The sequence below is a fragment of the Deinococcus arboris genome (genome assembly GCF_009755355.1).
Classification (GTDB): Bacteria; Deinococcota; Deinococci; order Deinococcales; family Deinococcaceae; genus Deinococcus; species Deinococcus betulae.
This window is the reverse complement of record NZ_WQLB01000001.1, coordinates 120645-141258: the sequence shown is the minus strand read 5'-3', so window position 1 is coordinate 141258 and position 20614 is coordinate 120645. Positions and strand designations below refer to the sequence as shown.

Below are 20614 nucleotides of genomic sequence, written 5' to 3'. Positions count from 1 at the left end.
AATGCCATCACATTCTTTGGCTTTTGGGTTGTTGAGTAAGTCTCTTTGCCCTGATACTTGACTTCGTTCTGGCAAGAGATCCGTGGAACCGTGTGAAGTTGGGCTGCTCGGCTGTCCTGTACGGCTAATGCCTCTCTAGGGCAGGCACGCACCTCCTTCCAGCCGCTCTCTCCCACAAAGAGCCCTGGCGTCCGTTTGGCGTCAGGCGGCCCCGGTATGCTGCCCGCATGCGCCGCCTGGCCCTGACTGCTCTGCTTGCCCTGACCGCCGCCCCCGCCAGCGCCGCCCCTGTGCGCGTGGAGTTCTGGCACGCCATGACCGGCGTGCAGGGCACGGTGGCCACCTACGCCCGCGAGTTCAACGCTGCTCAGGACACGTATGAGGTGGTCCCAGTGGCCCAGGGCAATTACCGCGAACTCCTGCCCAAGCTGCAGGCCGCCGCTGGCACCGCCAAAGCCCCCGCGCTGGTGCAGCTGGAATTCACGCAGTTTCCGGCGCTGGCCGCTGCTGGTCGCCTGACTGACCTCACCCGCGCCGCCGAGGCCCTGCCAGACGCCCTGCAAAACGATATTTACCCGGCGGTGTGGCGCACGGGCCAGCTGGGCGGGCGCACCTACGGCCTGCCGTGGAATGTCAGTGTGCCGGTCCTGCTGTACAACGCGGGCGCCCTGAAGCGGGCGGGCCTGAACGCCCCCGAAACCTGGGCGCAGTTAGAAGCGCAGTCCCGCACCCTGGCGACTGGGGGCCGGCGCCCGCTGGTGGCCGCCGCCGACGCCTGGACCTTTGAAGCCAATGTGCTGTCGCGCGGCGGCGCGCTTGTCAGCGGCAGTGCGCCGCGCCTGAACAGCCCGGACGCCGTGGAGGCCCTGACCCAGCTGGCCCGCATGAGCGCCGCTGGCCAGGCTCAGCCCCGCACCCTGAACGAGGCCACCCGCGCGGCCTTTGACTTTGCGCGTGGGCAGAATATCTTCGTGCTGGCCAGCGTGGCCAACTGGATCGACGCGCGCAAGCTGCCGTTTTTCAGCCTGGGCGTGGCGCCCTTTCCCTGCGAAAAGGAAGGGGCCTGCACCGTGCCGCTGGGCGGCGCGACCCTGGCGGTGCCGGCAGGTACCCCTGCGGGTGAACAGGCCGGCGCCCTGGCCTTCTGGCAATTTCTGATGCAGCCCGCCCGCCTGGCGAACTGGGTGCAGACTACGGCCTATGTGCCGCCCCGGCGCGCGGCTGGGCCACTGCTGGAGGACTGGTACGCCAGGAACCCGCAGCTCAAGGCTGCCCACGCCCAGATTGCCCGCGCCGTGCCGCGCCCTACCACGCCGGACTACGCGGGCTGGATTGCCCTGATGGAAGACGCCCTGCTCAAGGCCACCACCGGCAAATTAAGTGCGAAAGCGGCCCTGGACGAGGCCCAGACCCGCGCCGAAAAGTGAAGGCCCGCCGCGCTAAACTTCCCCCGTGAGCCTGGCTTACCTTTTCCTGACCTTGCTGGCGGCCGCCGCCCTGCTGCTGTTCCTGTGGCGGCCCGGCCTGGCCCGCGCGGGTGTGGTGTGGGGCCTTGGCGCCCTGCTGCCGCTGCTGGCTGCGCTGGTGGTGGCCTTACAAGGCGGCCGGTAAGGGACGTAGTATCTCAAGCGGTGAGAGACTGAAGCACCTGCGATCCATCTGTCTGCTTCACTTGGTCCCTGGGTCTAGGCTATTCCCCCAGGTAGCGGCGCAGGTCGTCGAGGTTGTGGCTGGTGCCGATCACGACCAGCTTGTCGTGGGGGCGCAGCTCGTCCTCGGCGCGGGGGGTCACCTCAATCTTGCCCGCCCGGCTGATGGCAATCACCTGCACGCTGAAACGGCCGGTCAGGTTCAGGTCGCGCAGGGTGCCTTTTAAGCGCTCATTGGCCTCAATTTCCACAATGGCGTAGTCGCCGCCCAGGTCCAGCGTATCCACGATGTTGGGGGTGGCGATCTGACGGGCCAGGCGCACGCCCATGTCGTGTTCGGGCCGAATCACCAGGTCAGCCCCGATGCGCTCCAGGACCCGGCGGGCCATCTCGTCAATGGCCTTGGTCACGACGTAGGGCGCGCCCAGGCTCTTGGCATTCATGGTGGCCAGAATGTTGGCCTGCACGTCCGTGCCGATGGCCACCACCACCACGTCGAAGTCGCCCACGCCCAGGGTCCGCAGGGCGCGCTCGTCGCTGGCGTCCACGATGGCGGCGTATGTGACCAGATTCATCACCCGCTCCACGTTTTCCTCCTGCTGGTCAATGGCCACGACCTCATGGCCCATCTCATAGAGGGTGGTGGCGACGGCGGTGCCAAAGCGGCCCAGCCCAATCACGAGGCATTGTTTACTTTTCATCAGAAGAGTCCTTTGAGGTGAGGGGGCTCAGCCCACCAGAATGTCACGTTCGGGGGGATACTTCACGCCTTTCACGGGTGGCTGGCGCAGGTTCAGGGCCACGGCAAATGTCACTGGGCCGATACGCCCCAGATACATCAGGGTGCTCAGAATCAGCAGGCCGGCGTCGTTCAGGTGCGGCGTGACATTGAGGCTCAGGCCCACGGTGGCGGCGGCGCTGACCGTTTCAAACAGCAGCGGGGTAAAGCCCAGCGCCGGGTTGGTGACCAGCATCAGAAAAAACGAGCCGAAGACCAGCAGGGTGTAGATCGTCGTAATCGTCCCGGCGCGCACCACGTTCTCGGGCAGCACCAGCCGGCCAAACACCACGAGTTCGGTGCGGCCCCGAATCAGGTTCCAGGCGCTGCCCAGCAAAATGGCGAAGGTGCTGGTCTTGATGCCGCCGCCCGTCGAGCCGCTGTTGGCGCCGATAAACATCAGGGCCACCATCAGAAAGATGCTGGCGCTGCTCAGGGCCGTCATGTCCACAGTGGCAAAGCCCCCGGAGCGCGGCGTGACGCTCTGAAAAAAGGCGGCCAGCAGCTTGGCGGGGGCTGACAGCGGCCCCAGCGTGCCCGCCCGCGCCCATTCCAGTGCCAGCAGCAGGCCAGTGCCGGCCACCAGCAGCACGCCCGTGGTCCACAGGGTCAGGCGGCTGTACACCAGCATGCGGTTACGCCGGGGCGCCTGCCAGTGGGTAATCAGATTGAGCTGCACCAGAAAGCCCAGCCCGCCCAGCACAATCAGCAGGGCAATCACGCCGCTGACCAGCGGGTCGGCCACATACGGCGTCATGCCGCCGGGCAGCACCACGAACCCCGCATTGTTGTAGGCGCTGATGGCGTGAAAGACCGCCTGATACAGGCCCTCGCCCAGCCCGAACTGCGGCACGAAACGCCACGACAGCAGCAGGGTGCCCGCCGCCTGCGCCGCCAAGGTGTACAGAAAAATGATTCGGACCAGGCCCAGCACGCTGCCCACGTTCAGCGCATTCACCTGTTGGGCGAGGTGCTGCCGCTCGCTGAAATTCACGCGCCGCCCGGCCAGCAGGGCGAACAGGGTGCCGAAGGTGATGATGCCCAGCCCCCCAATCTGCGCCAGGACCAGAATCGTGACCTGTCCGGCGCGGGTAAAGGCCTCGCTGGTGTCCGCCACCACCAGGCCCGTAATACACACCGCGCTGGTGGCGGTAAACAGCAGGTCCACGGTGGACAGGTTGGCTTCCGGGCGCGTCATGCCGGGCAGGTGCAGCGCGGCGGTGCCCAGGGCGATGCCCAGCAGATACACCAGCGCAATCAGCTGTGGGGGGCGCACCCGGGTCAGCAGGCCCCGCCGGGGCCGACGAGCCATGCGGCGGCGCAGGCTGGGCAGTTTCATACGGCGGGCCTCCTCATCCGATGAGAATGTCCTTGTCGGCGGGGTAACGGACCAGGGCGCCCCCCTGGGGCCGGTTAAAGGCCACGGCAAAGGTCAGTGGCCCAATACGCCCCAGAAACATCAGTGCAATGAGGACCAGATGCTGCTCTGGATTGAGCAGCGGCGTGGTGTTCATGCTCAGCCCGACGGTGGCAAACGCGCTGACGGCCTCGAAAAACAGGTTGACGAACAGCACGTCGGGCCGGGTGTTCAGCAGCAGCAGCGCAATCAACATGAGGTTGACCAGACCGATGCTCAGCAGGCCGACGGTCATGGCGCGCAGGATGGTGTCGGTGTCAATTCGCCGCTGAAACAGGATGGTGTCACGCCGCCCACGCACCATGCTCCAGGCCGAGGCCATCATGACGTAAAAGGTGCTGGTCTTGATGCCGCCGCCTGTCGAGCCGGGGTTGGCGCCGATGAACATCAGAATAATTGTGATGAACAGGGTGGTCAGCCCCATCGCGCCGTAATCCAGGGTGTTAAAGCCAGCCGTGCGGGTGGTCACGCTCTGAAAGAAGCTGGCCAGCAGGCGCTCCCCCAGTCCCAGTGGGCCCAGAGTCTTGGGGTTGTTCCATTCCAGCACCAGATACGCCAGGGTCCCCAGCAGCAGCAGAGCGGCCATCATGGTCAGCACCAGCTTGCTGTGGACCATCAGGCGGGTACGGCGGGCGCTCAGCAGGTGGGCGGTCACATTGAGCTGAACCAGGAAGCCAGTGCCCCCCAGGATGATGAGCAGGGCCAGCACCAAGCTCACAAGCGGGTCACCCACAAAGCCCATGACGTTGTCGCTGTACAGCGCAAACCCAGCGTTGTTAAAGGCGCTGACCGAATGAAACAGCGCGTAGAACAGGCCTGGGCCCCAGCCCTCCTGGGGCACAAAGCGCAGGGCCAGCAGCGCCGCGCCCACGCCCTCAATTACAAAGGTGTAGATGAAAATAGAGCGGATGAGGCCCAGGACCCCGCCTGCATTCAGGGCACTCACCTGATGGGCGGCGTGCAGGCGCTCGGTAAAGTTCAGGCGCCGCCGTGAAATCAGCGCGAAGGCCGTCCCCAGCGTGATGATGCCCAGGCCGCCGATCTGAATCAGCCCCATGATGATGGTCTGCCCCAGCCGGTTGAAATCCTTGCTGGGGTCAATGACATTCAGGCCCGTGACGCACAGCGCGCTGGTGGCGGTAAACAGCGCCTGCAAGAAGTTGACGCTGCGCCGCGTGCCGTCCGGGTTGAGCCCATGCGTGATGGGCAGACTGAGCAGCGCGCCCCCCACCAGGATGGCCACCGCGAACGACAGCGCAATCAGTTGGGGGGGGCTGAGCCGCAACAGCAAAGGCGTGCGGTTGGCCCGTCCAGAGGTCAGGGGGCGCGGGGGCGGAGAGGGCCGGGTCATAGAACGGCCCGGATTGTACGCCCCGGCCCCAGCCTGTGTATGGGGCACGGCTCCTGCGGCGCCCTATACTGTTCTGCTATGCCGCGCCCCGCCCGCCCTGACCGCCCCGCCTTCTCCCGGCGCTCCCCGCGCCCCAAGCCGGACCACCGCACCCGCCAGCCGGCCCACGAATACGAGCTGGAAGCGCTGCGCGGCCTGGAGCATGTGGCGGTCACCGAGCTGGACACGGTGCCGCTGGCGCGCGATATCCGGGGCCTGCGCTTCTGGTATCCCGGCGACCCCGAGCGCCTGTCCCGCCTGCGTTCGGTGGTGGCCGCCTACCGCATTCGCAGCTGGGACGTGCCGAGGCCGCGCGGGCTGCTGGGCAATCAGCAACTGGGCGAACTGACGGACTTTCTGCTGGGGGTGGCCGAGGTCGGCGGGCACCGCTCGTTCCGGTTGGGTGCGGCGGGCAAGGAGTCAGGGGTCATGCAGCGGCTGGCCGAGGAACTGCAAACAGGTCTGAATCTCCCGCACGACCCGCAGGACGGCGAGCTGCTGATTCGGCTGCGGCCCCAGGAGGACGGCCCCGGTTGGGACGTGCTGGCGCGGATCACCCCCAAACCGTTGAGCGCGCGGCCCTGGCGGGTGTGCAACATGGCGGGCGGCCTGAATGCCACGGTGGCCTACGCGGCGCACAAGCTGGCCGGCCAGCGCGACCAGGACCGCATCTTTAACCCCATGAGCGGCAGCGGCACCTTGCTGATAGAACGCGACCTGATGGGCCCCAGCGCCGCCATGGTGGGCGTAGACCTGAACCCCGAGGCCGTGCGCTGCGCGAAAAGCAACATTCAGGCGGCGGGGCGCGAGATCGAGGTGGCGGTGCGGGACGCCCTGCACACGGAACTGCCGGCCCGCTCCTTTGACCTCGTGATGGCGGACCTGCCCTGGGGCGACGCCATCAGCACGCACACAGACAATGAAGCGCTGTATCCGGCCTTCTTGCACGAGATGCACCGCCTGACCAGCCAGCGCGGGCGCCTGTGTGTGATTACCCATGAGATTCGTTTGTTCGAGCGCGTGCTGAGTGCCCAGCAGAAGTGGCATGCCCACGAACTCTTTCAGGTGGCCAGTGGGGGACACCATCCGAAGGCTTATCTGCTGAGTAAGCGGGTGTAGGGGGGCTGGGGTGTCAGAGCGCGGCCGGGTGGGGACAGAGGCGAGCTTGATGGCCCGGAGGCTTTTCTCTGCAGCCTCCTTTTTGTGGTTCCTGCGCCGTATGTGGCTGGGTCTGGTGTGCTGGCTGGGCATGAGCAGCGCGCAGGCCCCTGTGGTGTCAGCGCCGCTGCGCCTGAGCCGCGAACCGGGGCTGAGCGCGCCGGTCAGGGCGGCGCTGGCCGCTGTGCCCGCAAACGTGCAGGTGGGTGTGCTGGTGCTGGACCTCCAGACGCGCGCGGTGCTGGAGGCGCAGCGGCCAGACCAGAGCCTGAGTGCCGCCAGCACCACCAAACTGGTCACGGCCGCCAGCGTGCTGGCCGAACGGGGCGGGGCCACAGGCTTCTGGACCACCGAGTTGACGGTGCCGGCCCCGCAGGTGGGCCGCGCCCAGGTGTCCAGTCTGACCCTGCGCGGCAGCGGTGACCCTGGCCTGGGCGTCACGGGGCCCTACAGCCTGCGGGCGCTGGCGGAGCAGGCGGCCGCGCGCGGTGTCCGGCAGGTGGGCGAGGTGCGTGTGGACGATCAGGTGCTGAAGGCTGGAGGCTGGCCCAATGACCTGCTAGGCGAACCGGTCACGGCCCTGCGCCTGGCCGAGTGGCGCACCCGCCCGCCCCTCAGCGCCGCCGAGGCCCGCACGCGGCTGGGCGCTGTGCTGAAAGCAGAACTGCGGCGGGCCGGGATTCAGCTGGCTTCAGAGGACGTTCCCTCGGCTCCGGCTGATGTCCCCTATTTTCCGCCAGCCCGCACGGACGAGCGCGGGCAGCCGCTTGCTCCTGACCCCCTGATTCCCCCTGCCCGCCGCGCCGAACAGGGGGTGGCCAGCGTGCGCAGCGCCTCGCCGTACCGTCTGCTGGCCGCCACCCTGCGTCCCAGCGACAACGCGCTGGCCGAGGCCCTGCTGGGCACCCTGGCCCACCGTCCCAGCGGCAACGGCACCCGCGCGGGTGCCCTGGCGCGTGAGCAGACATGGCTGCGCCGTATGGGGCTGGACCTGACTGGCGTGGCGCTGGCCGACGGCAGTGGCCTGAGCCGGGGCAACCGCCTGACCCCGCGCGCCCTGGTCACGCTGCTGCGCGTGCAGTACGACCTGCCGCACCCGCTGCCGGGCCGCGCCGGGCTCCCGGCGGCCCTTTACCGCACGCGCGGCAACGCTTTTATAGAGGCGCTGCCGCAGGCTGGGACCGGCACCGCCACGCCAGCCGGGGTGCGGCGCGGCGGCACCCTGGCCGGGCGGCTGGTCGGCACGGGGCTGGACGTGCGGGCCAAGACCGGCACCCTCCCAGGGGTCAGTGCCCTGGCCGGCTATGTGACGGCGCGCAGTGGGCACCCGCTGGCCTTTGCGGTGCTGATGAACGGTCCAGAAGACGCACCGATCCTGACCCTGCGCGCGGCCCAGGACGATCTGGTGCGCGCCCTGGCGGCCAGTTACTAAGGCAGAGAAGGATGGAAGGAATGGCGGGGGTGGTGGGACAAATCAAATACACCTTTTCGGATACCAGTCTCTGTCGGGCAGTTCACTGACAGGCAGTTCTATCGGCATCGTTTTTCGGCTAACCCTGACCGACTCTGCAGCTTTGGAGGCCCAATCAGAGGTGTCCTGAGCCTCTTTGCAGGTTGATCGGTCTGGGGCAAACGTGCCTCTCCCCCCGGTGCGGGGGCACACCCAGCGGCCTCGGGACGCCCTTCACGCGCCGGCCAGGCTCAGCCTCTAGACTCGGAAATGTGAAAAACGGCGCAGAACAGAAGGTCATGCTGGCGACGGGCAACGCCGGCAAGGTGCGGGAAATAGAGGAGGCGCTGGCGGGCGTGAACTGGACGCTCAGCCCCCTGGGCGGTCTGCCGCTGCCCCCCGAAACCGGGCGCACCTACGAGGAAAACGCAGCCATGAAGGCCTGCTTTGTGGCTCACATGACGGGTCAGCCGGCGCTGGCCGACGACAGCGGCATTGAGGTCGAGGCGCTGGGCGGCGAACCTGGCGTCTACTCGGCGCGCTTTGGCAACCGCGAGAATGACACAGAGCGCAACGTCTACCTGCTGGAAAAACTGCGGGGACAGGCGAACCGCCGCGCCAAGTTCGTGTCGGTGGTCATCCTGGCTTACCCAGACGGGCACGTGGAAACCTACCGGGGCGAACTGCCCGGCACCCTGCTTGAAGGCCCGCGCGGCGACAACGGCTTTGGCTACGACCCCCTGTTTGTCCCGGTAGGGCAGACCCGCACTCTGGCCGAAATGACGGTGGCCGAGAAGCGCGCCCTGAGTCACCGTGGTCAGGCGCTGAAAAAGTTGCTGGAGGTTCACCAGCACGGCAGCCCCGTGCGCGGCGCCCCGCCCGTGACCCGCGACTGATCAGAGGGCTCAGCCCGCAGCGCTCAGAAGTCGGTGGCTTCACTGCAGGGCAGGCTGGCGTTTTCCCGCTCTATGCCGCCGTTCAAGGCGGCTGTATAGCCAGAGACAGGTGCCTCCTGTCCAGTGCCTTTGATGTTGCCAGGGCTTCTGGCCCACTGCACCTTTGATCTTCAGCGTCTGTGAACCCGGCGGTCAGCGTTTCTTGAAAGAGGGAGGCTGACCGCTGTTGTCCTGCGCTGGCCTGCCTACGGTGGCCCCATGAGCGCATACCGAACATTGGTGGCTGGTCTGCTGGGCGGGGTCGTGGGCACGCTGGCCATGGGGCAGTACTGGACACGGGTGGCCCCGAAGTTAGAGGGCGACAGCGGCGGCCAGGATGATAAGAAGCCTGACCAGCACTCTATTTCCCTGGTGGGGCAGCAGCACGAACCCGGCGAGAGCAGCACCGCCGCCCTGGGCCGCGTGGCTTACGAGAAAACCGAGGGCCACCCGCCAGGCAAACAGACGCGCGCCGCCCTCAGTGAGGCGGTGCACTGGAGCATGGGTGCGGGCAGTGGGGCGCTCTACGGCGCGCTGGCTGGACGCGGAAATCCCCTGAAAGGCGCCGCCTTTGGCGTGGGCCTCTGGGCCCTGATAGACGAGGGGCTGGTGCCGCTGCTGGGCCTGCAAGATGGTCCGGCCGGCAGCCCGGCGCGCGGACATGCCAACCGGCTGGGCGCCCACCTGGCTTACGGGCTGGGATTGGGGCTGACCGTCTGGGCGCTAGCCGGGGTGCTGCCTGGCGACGATTAATAACGGGTTTAGCCCAGGAGCGAAGGTCTGATCGTGCTGGCTTTCTCTCCTGAGCTGAGTGCATGAGAACCGAGGCCGCTCTTCGGATTCAGTGCGGCGTTCTCAGTCTTGCCTTAGCCCTGGGCGTGTTCGCGCACGTCGTTTTTCAGGCGCATCAGGATGGCCCCCATGCCGCGCAGGCGCATGGGCGTAATCAGCTCGGTCAGGCCCATGTCCATGTAAAACTGGTCGGGGATATTCAGAATTTCGTCGGGGTGAGCGCCGTCCAGCGCCTCATGCAAGATGCCCGCGTAACCGCGCACTGTAGGCGCCTCTTCGGGTACCTTGAAGTACAGGTGCATGCCGCCCGCCTCGTCCTGCTCGGTCACCAGAAAGAACGGGCTGGTGCATTCAGGCACAGGCTTCAGGAACTCGGGGTGCTCCAGGTACTTGGTGGGCAGGCCGGGCAGCTTTTTGCTGTATTCCAGCAGCGCTTGCAGGCGCAGCGGCTTGGGCGCGCTGCGAAACAGATTGACAATGCTTTGCAGCTTTTCGGGCAGAGGGGCGGCGTCGCTCATGGCTGCCACTGTAGCGCCGTCCACCTGGGGGGATTGGGGTGGCCTGTCCAGTTGACCACTTTTGTCAATAAGTCCTGGACAGGGGTACAATCCGGAGGCAAAACGCGCACGACCCTTTAAGCTTCATCCCACAGGAGGCACACACATGGATTACGCAAAAGACGTTCTGGTCAGCACAGACTGGGTGGCCCAGAACCTGAACACCCCCGGCCTCCGCCTCGTAGAAGTGGACGAAGACATTTTGCTGTACGACACCGGCCACATTCCCGGTGCCGTCAAGCTGGACTGGCAGACTGACCTGTGGCATCCCGTTGAGCGCGACTTTATTACCCCGGAAGAGGTCAGCGCCCTGCTGGGCCGCCTGGGCATCGGGGCAGATGACCAGATCATTCTGTACGGCGACAAGAGCAACTGGTGGGCCGCCTACGCCTACTGGTTCCTGTCGTACAGCGGCGTCAAAAACCCCCTGAAGCTCATGAACGGTGGCCGCCAGAAGTGGGTCGCCGAGGGCCGCGAGCAGACCACCGACGCTCCCAGCGTGGAAGCCACCCAGTACCCGGCCCTGACCCGCGACGACTCGCTGCGCGCCTTCCGCGACGAGGTTAAGGGCCATCTGGACAGCGTCAAGAGCGGCACTGGCGCCCTGGTAGATGTCCGCAGCCCCGACGAGTTCTCGGGCAAGGTGACCCACATGCCCGCCTACCCGCAAGAAGGCGTGCTGCGCGGCGGCCATATTCCCGGTGCCCGCTCGATTCCCTGGGCGCGCGCCGCCAACGAGGACGGCACCTTCAAGAGCGCCGACGAACTGAAGGCGCTGTACGAGGGCGAAGGTGTGACCCCCGACAAGGACGTCATCGCCTACTGCCGCATTGCCGAGCGCAGCAGTCACAGCTGGTTCGTGCTGCGCGAACTGCTGGGCTACCCCAGCGTGCGCAACTACGACGGCAGCTGGACCGAGTGGGGCAATGCCGTGGGCCTGCCTATCGAGAAGACCTACAGCGAAGCTTAAGGCGCCGCTGGGGCAGAGGGCGGTCAGTCCGGTCTGGGCTGGCCGCCCTTTTCCGTTAGGCTGGCCCTATGGTCAGGCGGTGCTTTGCGCGGGTGGTTGGGGAGAGCGGAGAACTGCGGCTGAATCTGCTGCACAGCGGAGAAGTTGGGCTGGTGTTCCAGGGGCAAACCCACACCTTTGAGACCCTGGAAGACGCCCTGGACGGCGCGGCCTGGTTGCCCGAGGTGCCGGGCGACCTGTATGAGGCGCTGGCCTGGGAACTGGACCTGCTGGCGCTAAGGAGAACGTCTCCAGGCTGAAGTCCAGGGCTCATCGGCCGGTCCCCTTCATACGCGGCGGCGCAGGTGCAGCGGCCTGGGCGGCAGCGCTGTGGGCAACGTCAGCTTTGGTCAACCGCACCGCCAGACTTCGTCAGGGTGTCGAAGGCTGTGGCCGCCAGACGACCAGCAGGTCTATTTTGTCCTTTGGCGAACCCGTGCAGTCGAGGACGGCCCGCTCGGTCGCCCAGCCGTACTGAAGCGCACCAAAGTCTTCAGGTCGCCTGTTCCAGAGGTCGGTCAGGCCCCGCGTCCAGGCCGCGCACAGTTGCCGGGCTGTGCGCGTGTCCTGCGGCGCAGGCACGGCAACGATGTCATCAAGCTGTGAAAGCGTGTCAGGGTGATAACTCAGCGTGATCTTGACAGCGCCGCCGAACAGCTCGCCTTCAAAGTGGTGGTTGGCGTAAGCCCGACTGTTGATCTGTGGACTGGGCAGGGGCCGAAACCCCTGACGGATCAGTTTGGCACGGGCCCCTGCGGCGTCGTCTTCCCGCATCAGCTGAAGAAACTGGGCCACCTTAGGCTCTGGGGCCGCACAGGCCACCAGACCGCCAAGCAGCAATCAACGCATGGGCCATATCGCCGTGCAGTCGATGAAAACAGCGGGCAGACTGCGCCTCTTTCCCCGATTCAGAAAAGTGTTAGAAGACGCCATCTAAGCTGACCTTCATGATGGGAGTCCTTGTCGCCCTGGTGGTGCTGGCCGTGCTGGTCCTTGTCTGGCGCCTGTCACAGCGCCGTCCCCGCACCCCTGCTGCGCCGCCACCGTCGCCGTCGTCTGACCGGCCTTCGGGGGTGCGCGTGGTGCCCACGCCTGAAAGGCCACAGACACAGGCCGCAGTGGCCGCCGCCCCGGTGGTCGCCGCGCCAGTCTTCGCCGCGCCCCCCGGCACCGCAGCCCTGGATGACCCCGACGCTGTGCGCCCGGAAGTCAGCGCCGAGGCGGTGGCCTCAGCCCGCGCGGCGGTGCAGGCCGATGTGCCCGACGCCATCCTGTCGGACGCCCTGCTGGACGTGACCCCCGAGCAACTGCAGCGCCTGATGGCCGCCGTCCCCGAGGACGTGATGGCCCGCGCCATCGGCCGGGACGACAAGGTGAACCAGGGGCCTGTCAAGGCCGAGGACCTGCAGCAGCTTCAGGGCATCGGCGGCGCACTGGACGATCTGGACATCTGGAGTTTTGGCGATGACAGCGCCAGCACGCCCGGCCACAAGGCCTGAAGCCAGGAGGTTCAGCGTCCCAGCATCACGCTGGGGCGTTTTCGTCTGAGAGGCACGGAGGGTCCCGGCAAGCCAAGGGAGCGCTCTGTTGTGGAAGCGGCAAGCGGGTCAAACCAGCAGACTGACTGGCTGGGTGAACCGGGTCGCCCTCACTTCATCACCGTTTCTTGAGCGCGCTATCAGCTGGCCATGACAGAGAGGCCTCACCCTGAGGCATGACCCCCAGCGACGACCGCGAGGCCCTGCCTGTTAATCCCACCCTGGCCCCACATACTTTCCCCGCTGCGTCAGCGCAGGGTGCCGATCAGGGGCCGATGCCAGACGAGTTGCCGCCCGCTCCGGGGGTGCCGTCACCCTCCGGGGAAGGCCTGAGCAGCGCGGAAGTTGCCGCCCTGGTCAGCGGCGGCGATCCCTCTATGACCGAGGCCAACCTGGCCCTGGAAACAGCGGAAGGCCTGGACCCCAAGACCCAGAGCTGAAGTGCGGGCGTGCCTCTGCCTTACGCTGGGGCATGCTGTCTATCGCTGACCTGCGTGCCGCCTGCGCCGCGCTGCCCGGCTCGCAGGAAACCTTTCCCTTTGACGCCACGACCCTGGTGTTCAAGGTGGGCAGCAAGATGTACGCCCTGACCGACATTCAGGCCGAGCCGCTGACCCTGTCGGTCAAGGTGCGCCCCGAACACGGCGAGGACCTGCGCGCTGCCCATGAGGCCATTGCTCCCGGCTATCACCTCAATAAGCGCCACTGGGTCACGGTGACGCTGGACGGCCGGGTGCCCGCAGCGCTGGTCCAAGAGTTGTTAGCCGGCAGCCACGCCCTGGTGGTGGGCGGCCTGACCCGCGTCCAGCGCGCCGAGCTGGGTCTGTGACGCGGCTGCGCGTCCTCTTGGGGGCCGGCGAGCAGCGCTGGTCCGGCTGGGGGCCACCCAGCCGCCCGAGCTGGACCTCCTGAGACCCCAGACCTTCGCCCAGTTTTTTGGGACGCCAGGGCCGACGCTTTCCTGTGTGAACACGTCTGGGAACACTTATGTTGTCAGAAGGCGAGCAGGCCGCGCCGCTGGTGTTCGGATACCTGAAGCCGGGCGGCACTTGCGGGTGGCAGTGCTGGACGGCGGCTACCCTGACCCTGCGTACCGGGCGCTGGTGGGGGTGGGTGATCCTGGCCTCGCCCATGACCACCACGTTCTGTACACGCTGGAGACCTTTGGCCCCGTCTTTGCCGGGGCAGGGTTTGAGCTCCGTCCCCTGGATTGGTGGGACGCGCCGGGAACGTTTCACCGACGGGCCTGGGACCCCGAGGACGGCCCGGTTGACCGCAGCCATCAGCTGGAACACCGCAACGCCGCGTGGCGATGGGGCGAAGGACCATTGGGCTTTATCAGTCTGGTGCTGGACGCCGTGAAGCCGGGCTAGGGCGTGTAGGCAAAGGTGTTGTGCAGAAGGCGGTTACGCTGTGGGTATGTCTGTGTACCGCACATCTTGGAGAAATCCACGCCTTGATGGCGAGCTGCGTGCTCTGCTAGACGCGGGCTACTCAAGGGACGTTGCTATTCAAAAGTTGTGGGGCGAGATCGGGTGGGGATGTATGGAATTAGCTGCCTCCGTCGCTGCCACGTGCAATCTCAGTGGGCGTGAGGCCAGACGCCTAGTCGTGAAGGCCACGTTCGACCGGCCTAGATTCATGGGGGACTAACCCCTTGGCCTACACGCCCTAGCCGCTTGATTTGCCGTCTCGATCTCTTTGAGGCAGCTTGACTTGGGGCAGAACGGCGCCTCTTATTCTGCTATTTACATATTCATAAATTGAGGCTATGCTGGAAGGTGAAATTCGCCACGTTCCCTGCCTCTGAGGTTCCCATGATTGTCGAGACCAAGATTGTTGGCCGCCGCACCCCCTTTGAACGCCGCCCGCTGGAGGTTCCGGCGGGGCCACAGACCCTCCAGAGCCTGCTGACCCATCTGGTTCATGCCGAGGTCGCCGCGTACCACGAGCGTCAGGAGCAGGTGGGCGTGCTGCGCGTACTGACCGAACGCGACCTGACAGAAGGCGCGCTGGGCGGCCGGGTGGCGGTGGCCCCGCAGGCACCGGGCGGCACTGTAACCCCCGAGGACGCTGTGCGCACCGCCCTGACAGCGTTCGGAGACGGCCTGTATTACGTGTTTCTCGATGAGGAGCAGCTGGAGTCGCTGCAGGCCCCGCTGACCTTGCGCCCCGACAGCACGCTGCTGCTGGTCCGCCTGACTGCGCTGGCCGGGGGCTGAGGATGGACGTTCACGACTATCTGCGCGGTTTCGAGGGCCCCTGGCAGGCCGACTTCATGGTCCGTCTGCGAACGCTGCCTGACGAACAGGCCACCCTGATTCGTGCTGAACTGAAGGGCAGTGGTGACCAGGCCGCTCATCAGGCCCGTGAAGCCGCCCTGACCGACCTGCTGCACGGCAGCGACGAGGCCACGCGGCAGGCGCTGGCCGCTGTCTTCTTCCCGCAGTTTCCCGAAGTCGCGCGCCGCACCGTAGAGGCGCTCCTGACCCGCCACCCCTACACTGAGGGCTACAGCCGCCGCGCCTTTCGCGCCCCCGGTGACCGCCGCATGGCCGCGAGGGCCTGGAACTGGCTGTGGAGCACCTGGCAGGTCACGCGCGACTATCCGCAGCCGCTGGACTGGTTTGCGGTGCATGCGGGCCTGCTGAGTCCCTGGCAGAGCCGGGAACTGGGGCTGCTGCTGGGTCAGGCGGTCAGCGACGGGCACGAGGATATTTTCCAGATTCTGCGCGACACGGCCAGCACCCAGCATCCGGTGGCCCGCATGGGGCGGCACGTGCCGCTGGCGCTGCTCTCGGGCACCCGACCGGATGCCTGGGCCCTGGCCGAGGGCCTGCTGCTGGCCGCCCAGCGCCAGGAAGGGCTGCGGCAGGTGATTCTGGAAACGGTGGACGAGGCCAGCCCCGAAGCCCTGACGCAGATGCTGCGCCTGATTCTGGCTGAAGACCTGCTGCGCTTTGCCGCGACCCTGCGCGCCGCCTGCGTATGGTTTGGCCTGAATTACGATGTGACCGATCTGAAGGCGGTGCGCGCCCACCTGACAACGGCCCTGGGTTACCTGGAGGATTCAGCGTCGGCCCGGACGGCCGTGACTAGCGGCAGCGGCGCAGAAGCCTACCTGGCCCTGTTCACCCTGGCCATGCGGGACGCCATTGGGGCCGCGGCGCTGGCCCGCCCCCTGTTGGCCGACCCCGCCCCAGAGCGCCGCATGGCCGCCGCCCAGTTCCTGCTGGCCGCTGACGCCCTGCAAGGAGGCGACCTGAGCGCCCTGCTGGAGGACCCGGACCTGCGGCTGGCGGCCCTGGCTGGGGGGCGCGTCAGCCCCTGGACCCGCGAGGCACAGCCTTTTTCTCTGGAGGAGTTTGCGGCCTATGCCGGGCGCCTGCCCACCGAGAGCCGGCATGACCCGCTGCTGTTTCCCTGGCTGGGGCACGTACCGGACCGCGCCGAAGCGATGAACAGTTTGCCCAGGGTGCTGGGTGACCAGCCGGTGGCAGACCTGGCCCCGTACCTGACCCACATGAGCAGTGACGGCCGTCTGGGCGTGCTCGGGCGCTTGCGCGAGCGGCACGGCAACACGCCTCAGCAGTTAGACGCCCCCACCCGCGACCTGCTGCTGACCCTGCTGCAAGACCGCCAGAGCGGCGTGTCGCAGGAGGCCGTGCAGGTCATGGGGCAGCTGACCCCAGAGCCGCAGGAGGTTGAGGTGCTGCATACCCTCCTGCGCCGCCGCAGCGCTGACCTGCGCCGGGGCCTGATTCGCCTGCTGGCCACCGACCCTGACCTGGGGGCCAGCAGCGCCCTGGCCCTGCTGGCCGGCAGCAACACCGAGCAGCGCCAGGCCGGGCTGCAACTGCTTCAGGCAGTGGGCGGCGAGGTGCCCGACGGGTTTCAGCCGAAAAATGTGGCCGAGGAAACCCTCCTGGCTGCCCTGACCGAACCGGGGGCTCAACCCACGCTGGAGGGTGGCCTGGGCCTGTTTGATCCAGCCGACCTGAGCCGCGCGGTGGCGCCAGTGCCGGCCGCCCACGACTTTGTCCCAGAGGTGGCGCGCGGCGCCGGGCTCCTGCGCAGTCTGAACGCCCTGATCGAGACGCACCGCGAGACCCCGCTGACGGGCATTGGCTGGGACGGCGAGCAGACGCTGCTGCTGGGCAATGTGCGCGGCGGCCTGCTGCGCCCGCGCGCCGACCAGCCCATGCCCCTGGCCGACCTCTGGAATGGTTGGTGGCAGACCCGGCCTGACCCGCAGGACGGGGACCTGACGCGCATGGCCTGGGCGCTGAGTCATTTCGTGGCGCGGGAGGACACCACCGAAGCCGAGCTGGACGCCGAACTGTACACGCTGGCCGAGGAACTGGCGCAGGACGTGGACCTGTCCCCCGAGGAACTGGCCGAGGCGCTGGAAGACGACACCGACGAGGAGGAGCGTGCCCAGGCCGCCCAGGTGGCCGGCGTCAGGGAAGCCCTGCGCCGCCAGACGATTGACCGCACGCTGGGGCCACTGGTGCCGCTGCGGCTGGAGCACATGGACCGCGTGAGGGCCGTCGTGGGCTACCTGCGCGCCGGGTTCAGTACGCCCGCCGACCTTGACCTGAGCCTGGACGCCTGGGCCACAGCCCTGAGTGGGCTGCCCGCCGACGTTGGGCTGCTGACCGACCCCCGGTATTCCTGGCGCAGCGATGACCCGCGTGACTGGTTTGCGCCCCTGCGCCCGGCCTGGGCCCAGCTGGAGGCCGCCACGCCAGCACAGCTGCGCCGCGCCTGGGACCTGACCCTGCACGAGGGCCGCGCCTTCGCGCACCTGCCCCTTCAGCGGCCCTCGACCCCGCTGCTGGTGCGGGCCTACGAACACGGCTGGGCAGGCCGCGCCGACCTGCTGGACGCGCTGATTGGGCCGCGGCCTCAGCGCAGCGGCTATTACTACGGCCATGACTTTGGCGACCTGGCCGCCGCCACGCGCCCCCGCCTGCGGGATGACGTGCCCACTCACCCCGACTGGCGCGCGGCGGTGGATGACGTGCGCGCCCGGGTGCTAGATGTGGAACTGGCGCGCGGCGACCTGGAAACGGCCGCCACTCCGGCGGCCCTGGCCCTCGGCCAGGTCACGGGCGCGGCCCTGACCCTGCGCCTGCTGGCAGCGCTCGGTAAAAATCCCCTGCGGCGCGGCTATCAGGGCCGCAGCGAGAGCCGTGACGTGACGTTCAGCCACCTCGTCCGGGTGTCGTTTCCGGCGCCGGCCGACACCCCCGCCGCCTTTGCCCGCGAGGTCAGGACGTTCGGGGTGGGCGAGGCCCGGCTGCTGGACCTGGCCATGTTTGCTCCGCAGTGGGCGCCGCTGGTCGCCGACGTGCTGGGCTGGAAGGGCCTGCGGGACGGCGTGTACTGGCTGCATGCCCACACCCGCGACACGAACTGGAGCGTGCCCCAGGACATCCGCGAAGGCTGGGAGGCCGAGATCGCCGAGCGCACCCCACTGTCGGCCACTGACCTGATGGGCGGCGCGGTGGACGTGGCCTGGTTTCACCGCATGCACCGCACGCTGGGGAAGGCGCGGTTTCATACCCTGCTGGACGCAGCCAAATATGCCTCCAGCAGCGGCGGCCACAAACGCGCCGAACTGTTTGCCCGCGCGCTGCTGGGCGAACTGGACAGGGATGAACTGGTCACTCGTATCCGCGAGAAGCGCAATCAGGACGCCGTGCGTGCCCTGGGGCTGTTGCCGCTGGGTCGGGGGCCGGCCAAGCGCAGCAGGGACCTGGAAGCCCGTTACCGCCTGCTGGCCGATTTTCGCCGGGAAGCCCGGCAGTGGGGCGCCCAGAAGCAGGCCAGCGAGCGCCTGGCCGCCGACATCGGCCTGCAGAACCTGGCCCGCACCGCAGGGTACGCCGATCCCCAGCGCTTGATGTGGGCGATGGAAGCCCGCACCGCCCCCGACTGGGCGCAGACCGTCACCGAGGGCGGCGTGACGGTGGGCATTGCCCTGACCGACGCCGGCGACGCCAGCCTGACCGTGCGGCGCGGCGAGAAAGTCCTGAAAACCCTGCCGCCTGCCCTCAAGAAATTGCCAGCTGTGGTGGCCATCCGCGAGGCGGTGGGCGAACTGGGCGCGGCCCAGAAGCGCATGCGCGCCGCCCTGGAAGAGGCGATGGTGCGCGGGGACCACTTTCAGAACAGCGAGCTGCACGACCTGGCCCGGCATCCAGTGATAGCGCCCATGCTGCACTCGCTGCTGTGGGTGCTCAATGAAAGCCAGCTGGGCTGGTGGACGGGCGATACGCTGGACACCCTGGGCGGCCCGGTGCCCATCGGTGACCAGGCCCTGCGCCTGGCCCACCCGCATGACCTGTATGTGGGGGGGCAGTGGCCGCAGCTCCAGCAGGAGGTCATGACGCGGGGGCTGGCTCAGCCGTTCAAGCAGGCGTTCCGTGAGTATTATCCCCTCACGGCCGCAGAACAGGGCGCGGCGCGCAGCACCCGTTACAGCGGCCATCATGTGCAGCCAGGCAAGGCCGCCGCGCTGTTTAAATCGCGCGGCTGGGTCACCGTCCATGAGGAAGGCGTGCGCAAAACCTGGCATGCCGAGGGCCTGAATGTCTGGGTGGACACCAGCGTGGGCTCCGGCACCCCCAATGAGGTCGAGGGCGCCGAACTGCGGGCCGTCTACTTCACCACACGCGACGGGTTAGAGGCCCTGCCGCTGGCGCAGGTGCCGCCGCGCCTCCTGAGCGAAACGCTGCGTGACCTCGACCTGGTGGTCAGCGTGGCCCATGTGGGCGGCGTGGACCCGGAAGCCAGCCAGAGCACCACCGCCATGCGGGCGGCCCTGCTGCGCGAGACCCTGCGCCTGCTCAAACTGGGGAACGTGCGCCTGGAGCACGACCACGCGCTGATTGACGGCCACCACTCGCGGTACACGGTGCATCTGGGCAGCGGCACCGTTCACCGGCAGCCGGGCGGGTTCCTGTGCATCGTGCCGGTCCACAACCACGCGCAGGGCCGTCTCTTCCTGCCCTTTGCCGACCCCGACCCCCGGACCGCCGAAGTGGTCAGCAAGGTGCTGCTGCTGGCCGAGGACCGCAAGATTCAGGACCCCACGATTCTGGAACAGTTGCGGTGAGGACGCAGTTGCCTGTGCCTGTCCTCACCGGGCTGCGGCTTGTGCACTATGGGCTAAAGCCGCAGCCCTTCGGCGGGGTTCAGGCGCAGGTGCAGCTCCGGGCCGATGGCCCTGACGCCGCCCTGCAGGCCGTCACCCGCTTCTTTCATGGCGGCTGGCTTCAGGACTCGCCCGAGTTTCTGACGGCTGTGCTGGCCCTGCTCCCCGGCCGGGGTGTCAATCTGCGCGAGGAAGGGCAGGTGATCCGTCAGGGGGACCGCCTGCACCTGTGGTCAGGCATGACCTATTTCGAGCGCACCGCTGAGGCCGACCTGGAGTTCCACGAGGTCTGCGAGGTGGTGCGCCTCAACTTGCATCTCCTGACCCTGAAGCGCGAGTGGCTGACCTCGCCCTCGCGCCGTGGCCTGCCGTCCTATGAGGAGCACCGGGGCTTCCGCGTGCAACTGCTGCGCCCAGAGAGCGAGAGTAGCGTTGCATTAAGTGGTTGGTAGGAAGGTGCAGTTATCCATATCAACCGCTGACCAGCTGTAGGTCTGCCACGCCGCTTTGCAGCTCTGCTCGCCTGAGGGTCATTGGGCGACAAAGCTCAACTTGGCTCTAGGATTTTTCTTCTGGGCGCCCTCGGCTCATCCTCAGGCAGAATGCCCGGTGAAATCCAAACGGGGTTGGAGAGCGGCGCCGCAGACCCCAGGAGCTTCGCGGCAGAGCGAAAAAGAGCACAGATGGATGGTGTGTTCTGGAGGCGCAGACCGTGCCCTCCTTCTCTCCACAGGAGAGGGGCGGAGACCTCTGCCTCTGCCCCTCTCTCACCTGCACCT

The 20614-nt window shown here is 67.4% G+C and carries 20 protein-coding genes; 15 read left to right on the top strand and 5 right to left on the bottom strand.

Features of this window, described 5'->3' with window-relative positions:
* Positions 1 to 227: 227 nt before the first annotated feature.
* Together GO986_RS00695 and GO986_RS00690 are read left to right on the top strand one after the other, a co-directional pair.
* Positions 228 to 1427 (top strand): extracellular solute-binding protein, encoded by a 1200-nt coding sequence (locus GO986_RS00695; RefSeq protein WP_157457308.1) that lies wholly within the window; start codon positions 228 to 230, stop codon positions 1425 to 1427.
* A 25-nt stretch (positions 1428 to 1452) separates the two neighbouring features.
* The gene (locus GO986_RS00690; RefSeq protein WP_157457307.1) at positions 1453 to 1611 is read left to right on the top strand and encodes a hypothetical protein; all 159 of its coding nucleotides are present in this window, start codon (positions 1453 to 1455) and stop codon (positions 1609 to 1611) included.
* Positions 1612 to 1690: 79 nt separating this feature from the next.
* On the opposite strand, the gene GO986_RS00685 is transcribed toward GO986_RS00690, so the two are convergent.
* From GO986_RS00685 to GO986_RS00675, 3 genes are read right to left on the bottom strand one after another with little or no spacing between them, the layout of a single operon-like run.
* Positions 1691 to 2350: a potassium channel family protein gene (locus GO986_RS00685; RefSeq protein WP_157457306.1), complete on the bottom strand. Its 660-nt coding sequence runs from the start codon at positions 2348 to 2350 to the stop codon at positions 1691 to 1693.
* A 27-nt stretch (positions 2351 to 2377) separates the two neighbouring features.
* Positions 2378 to 3766 carry a TrkH family potassium uptake protein gene (locus GO986_RS00680; protein WP_232337326.1) on the bottom strand — a complete coding sequence of 463 codons (1389 nt, stop codon included), beginning with the start codon at positions 3764 to 3766 and terminating at the stop codon, positions 2378 to 2380.
* 13 nt (positions 3767 to 3779) lie between these two features.
* Positions 3780 to 5195 carry a TrkH family potassium uptake protein gene (locus GO986_RS00675; RefSeq protein ID WP_157457305.1) on the bottom strand — a complete coding sequence of 472 codons (1416 nt, stop codon included), beginning with the start codon at positions 5193 to 5195 and terminating at the stop codon, positions 3780 to 3782.
* A 78-nt stretch (positions 5196 to 5273) separates the two neighbouring features.
* Here GO986_RS00675 and GO986_RS00670 point away from each other — a divergent pair, with 78 nt between their 5' ends.
* From GO986_RS00670 to GO986_RS00655, 4 genes are all read left to right on the top strand, one after another.
* The gene (locus GO986_RS00670; protein ID WP_157457304.1) at positions 5274 to 6353 is read left to right on the top strand and encodes a methyltransferase domain-containing protein; all 1080 of its coding nucleotides are present in this window, start codon (positions 5274 to 5276) and stop codon (positions 6351 to 6353) included.
* 82 nt (positions 6354 to 6435) lie between these two features.
* Complete coding sequence (locus tag GO986_RS00665) at positions 6436 to 7824, top strand: D-alanyl-D-alanine carboxypeptidase/D-alanyl-D-alanine-endopeptidase (RefSeq protein WP_369409050.1); 1389 nt, start codon at positions 6436 to 6438, stop codon at positions 7822 to 7824.
* Between the two features lie 317 nt (positions 7825 to 8141).
* Entirely contained in the window at positions 8142 to 8738 is a 597-nt protein-coding gene (rdgB, locus tag GO986_RS00660; protein ID WP_157457433.1) for an RdgB/HAM1 family non-canonical purine NTP pyrophosphatase, read from the top strand.
* Positions 8739 to 8996: 258 nt separating this feature from the next.
* The gene (locus tag GO986_RS00655) at positions 8997 to 9530 is read left to right on the top strand and encodes a hypothetical protein (protein ID WP_157457303.1); all 534 of its coding nucleotides are present in this window, start codon (positions 8997 to 8999) and stop codon (positions 9528 to 9530) included.
* Positions 9531 to 9643: 113 nt separating this feature from the next.
* On the opposite strand, the gene GO986_RS00650 is transcribed toward GO986_RS00655, so the two are convergent.
* Positions 9644 to 10087, bottom strand: coding sequence for a SufE family protein (locus GO986_RS00650; protein ID WP_157457302.1), 444 nt, complete (start codon positions 10085 to 10087; stop codon positions 9644 to 9646).
* Between the two features lie 145 nt (positions 10088 to 10232).
* Here GO986_RS00650 and GO986_RS00645 point away from each other — a divergent pair, with 145 nt between their 5' ends.
* Positions 10233 to 11096 carry a sulfurtransferase gene (locus GO986_RS00645; protein ID WP_157457301.1) on the top strand — a complete coding sequence of 288 codons (864 nt, stop codon included), beginning with the start codon at positions 10233 to 10235 and terminating at the stop codon, positions 11094 to 11096.
* Between the two features lie 68 nt (positions 11097 to 11164).
* Positions 11165 to 11395: a hypothetical protein gene (locus GO986_RS00640; RefSeq protein WP_157457300.1), complete on the top strand. Its 231-nt coding sequence runs from the start codon at positions 11165 to 11167 to the stop codon at positions 11393 to 11395.
* Positions 11396 to 11507: 112 nt separating this feature from the next.
* Here the strand turns inward: GO986_RS00640 and GO986_RS00635 are convergent, their stop codons facing one another.
* Positions 11508 to 11930, bottom strand: a complete 423-nt coding sequence (locus GO986_RS00635) for a hypothetical protein (RefSeq protein WP_157457299.1) — start codon at positions 11928 to 11930, stop codon at positions 11508 to 11510.
* Positions 11931 to 12082: 152 nt separating this feature from the next.
* Here GO986_RS00635 and GO986_RS22745 point away from each other — a divergent pair, with 152 nt between their 5' ends.
* From GO986_RS22745 to GO986_RS00600, 7 genes are all read left to right on the top strand, one after another.
* Positions 12083 to 12634, top strand: a complete 552-nt coding sequence (locus GO986_RS22745; RefSeq protein WP_232337325.1) for a hypothetical protein — start codon at positions 12083 to 12085, stop codon at positions 12632 to 12634.
* Positions 12635 to 12849: 215 nt separating this feature from the next.
* On the top strand, positions 12850 to 13113 hold the full coding sequence (locus GO986_RS00625; RefSeq protein ID WP_157457298.1) for a hypothetical protein: 264 nt from the start codon (positions 12850 to 12852) through the stop codon (positions 13111 to 13113).
* A gap of 32 nt (positions 13114 to 13145) precedes the next feature.
* A complete protein-coding gene (locus GO986_RS00620; RefSeq protein WP_157457297.1) occupies positions 13146 to 13502 on the top strand; it encodes an MmcQ/YjbR family DNA-binding protein in 357 nt (118 codons plus the stop codon).
* Positions 13503 to 13638: 136 nt separating this feature from the next.
* Positions 13639 to 14046, top strand: coding sequence for a hypothetical protein (locus tag GO986_RS00615; RefSeq protein WP_232337324.1), 408 nt, complete (start codon positions 13639 to 13641; stop codon positions 14044 to 14046).
* 444 nt (positions 14047 to 14490) lie between these two features.
* Positions 14491 to 14895 carry a hypothetical protein gene (locus GO986_RS00610; RefSeq protein ID WP_232337323.1) on the top strand — a complete coding sequence of 135 codons (405 nt, stop codon included), beginning with the start codon at positions 14491 to 14493 and terminating at the stop codon, positions 14893 to 14895.
* Between the two features lie 2 nt (positions 14896 to 14897).
* Positions 14898 to 19796 carry a DUF4132 domain-containing protein gene (locus GO986_RS00605; RefSeq protein ID WP_157457296.1) on the top strand — a complete coding sequence of 1633 codons (4899 nt, stop codon included), beginning with the start codon at positions 14898 to 14900 and terminating at the stop codon, positions 19794 to 19796.
* A gap of 14 nt (positions 19797 to 19810) precedes the next feature.
* Complete coding sequence (locus tag GO986_RS00600) at positions 19811 to 20287, top strand: hypothetical protein (RefSeq protein WP_157457295.1); 477 nt, start codon at positions 19811 to 19813, stop codon at positions 20285 to 20287.
* The last annotated feature ends 327 nt before the right edge of the window (positions 20288 to 20614 follow it).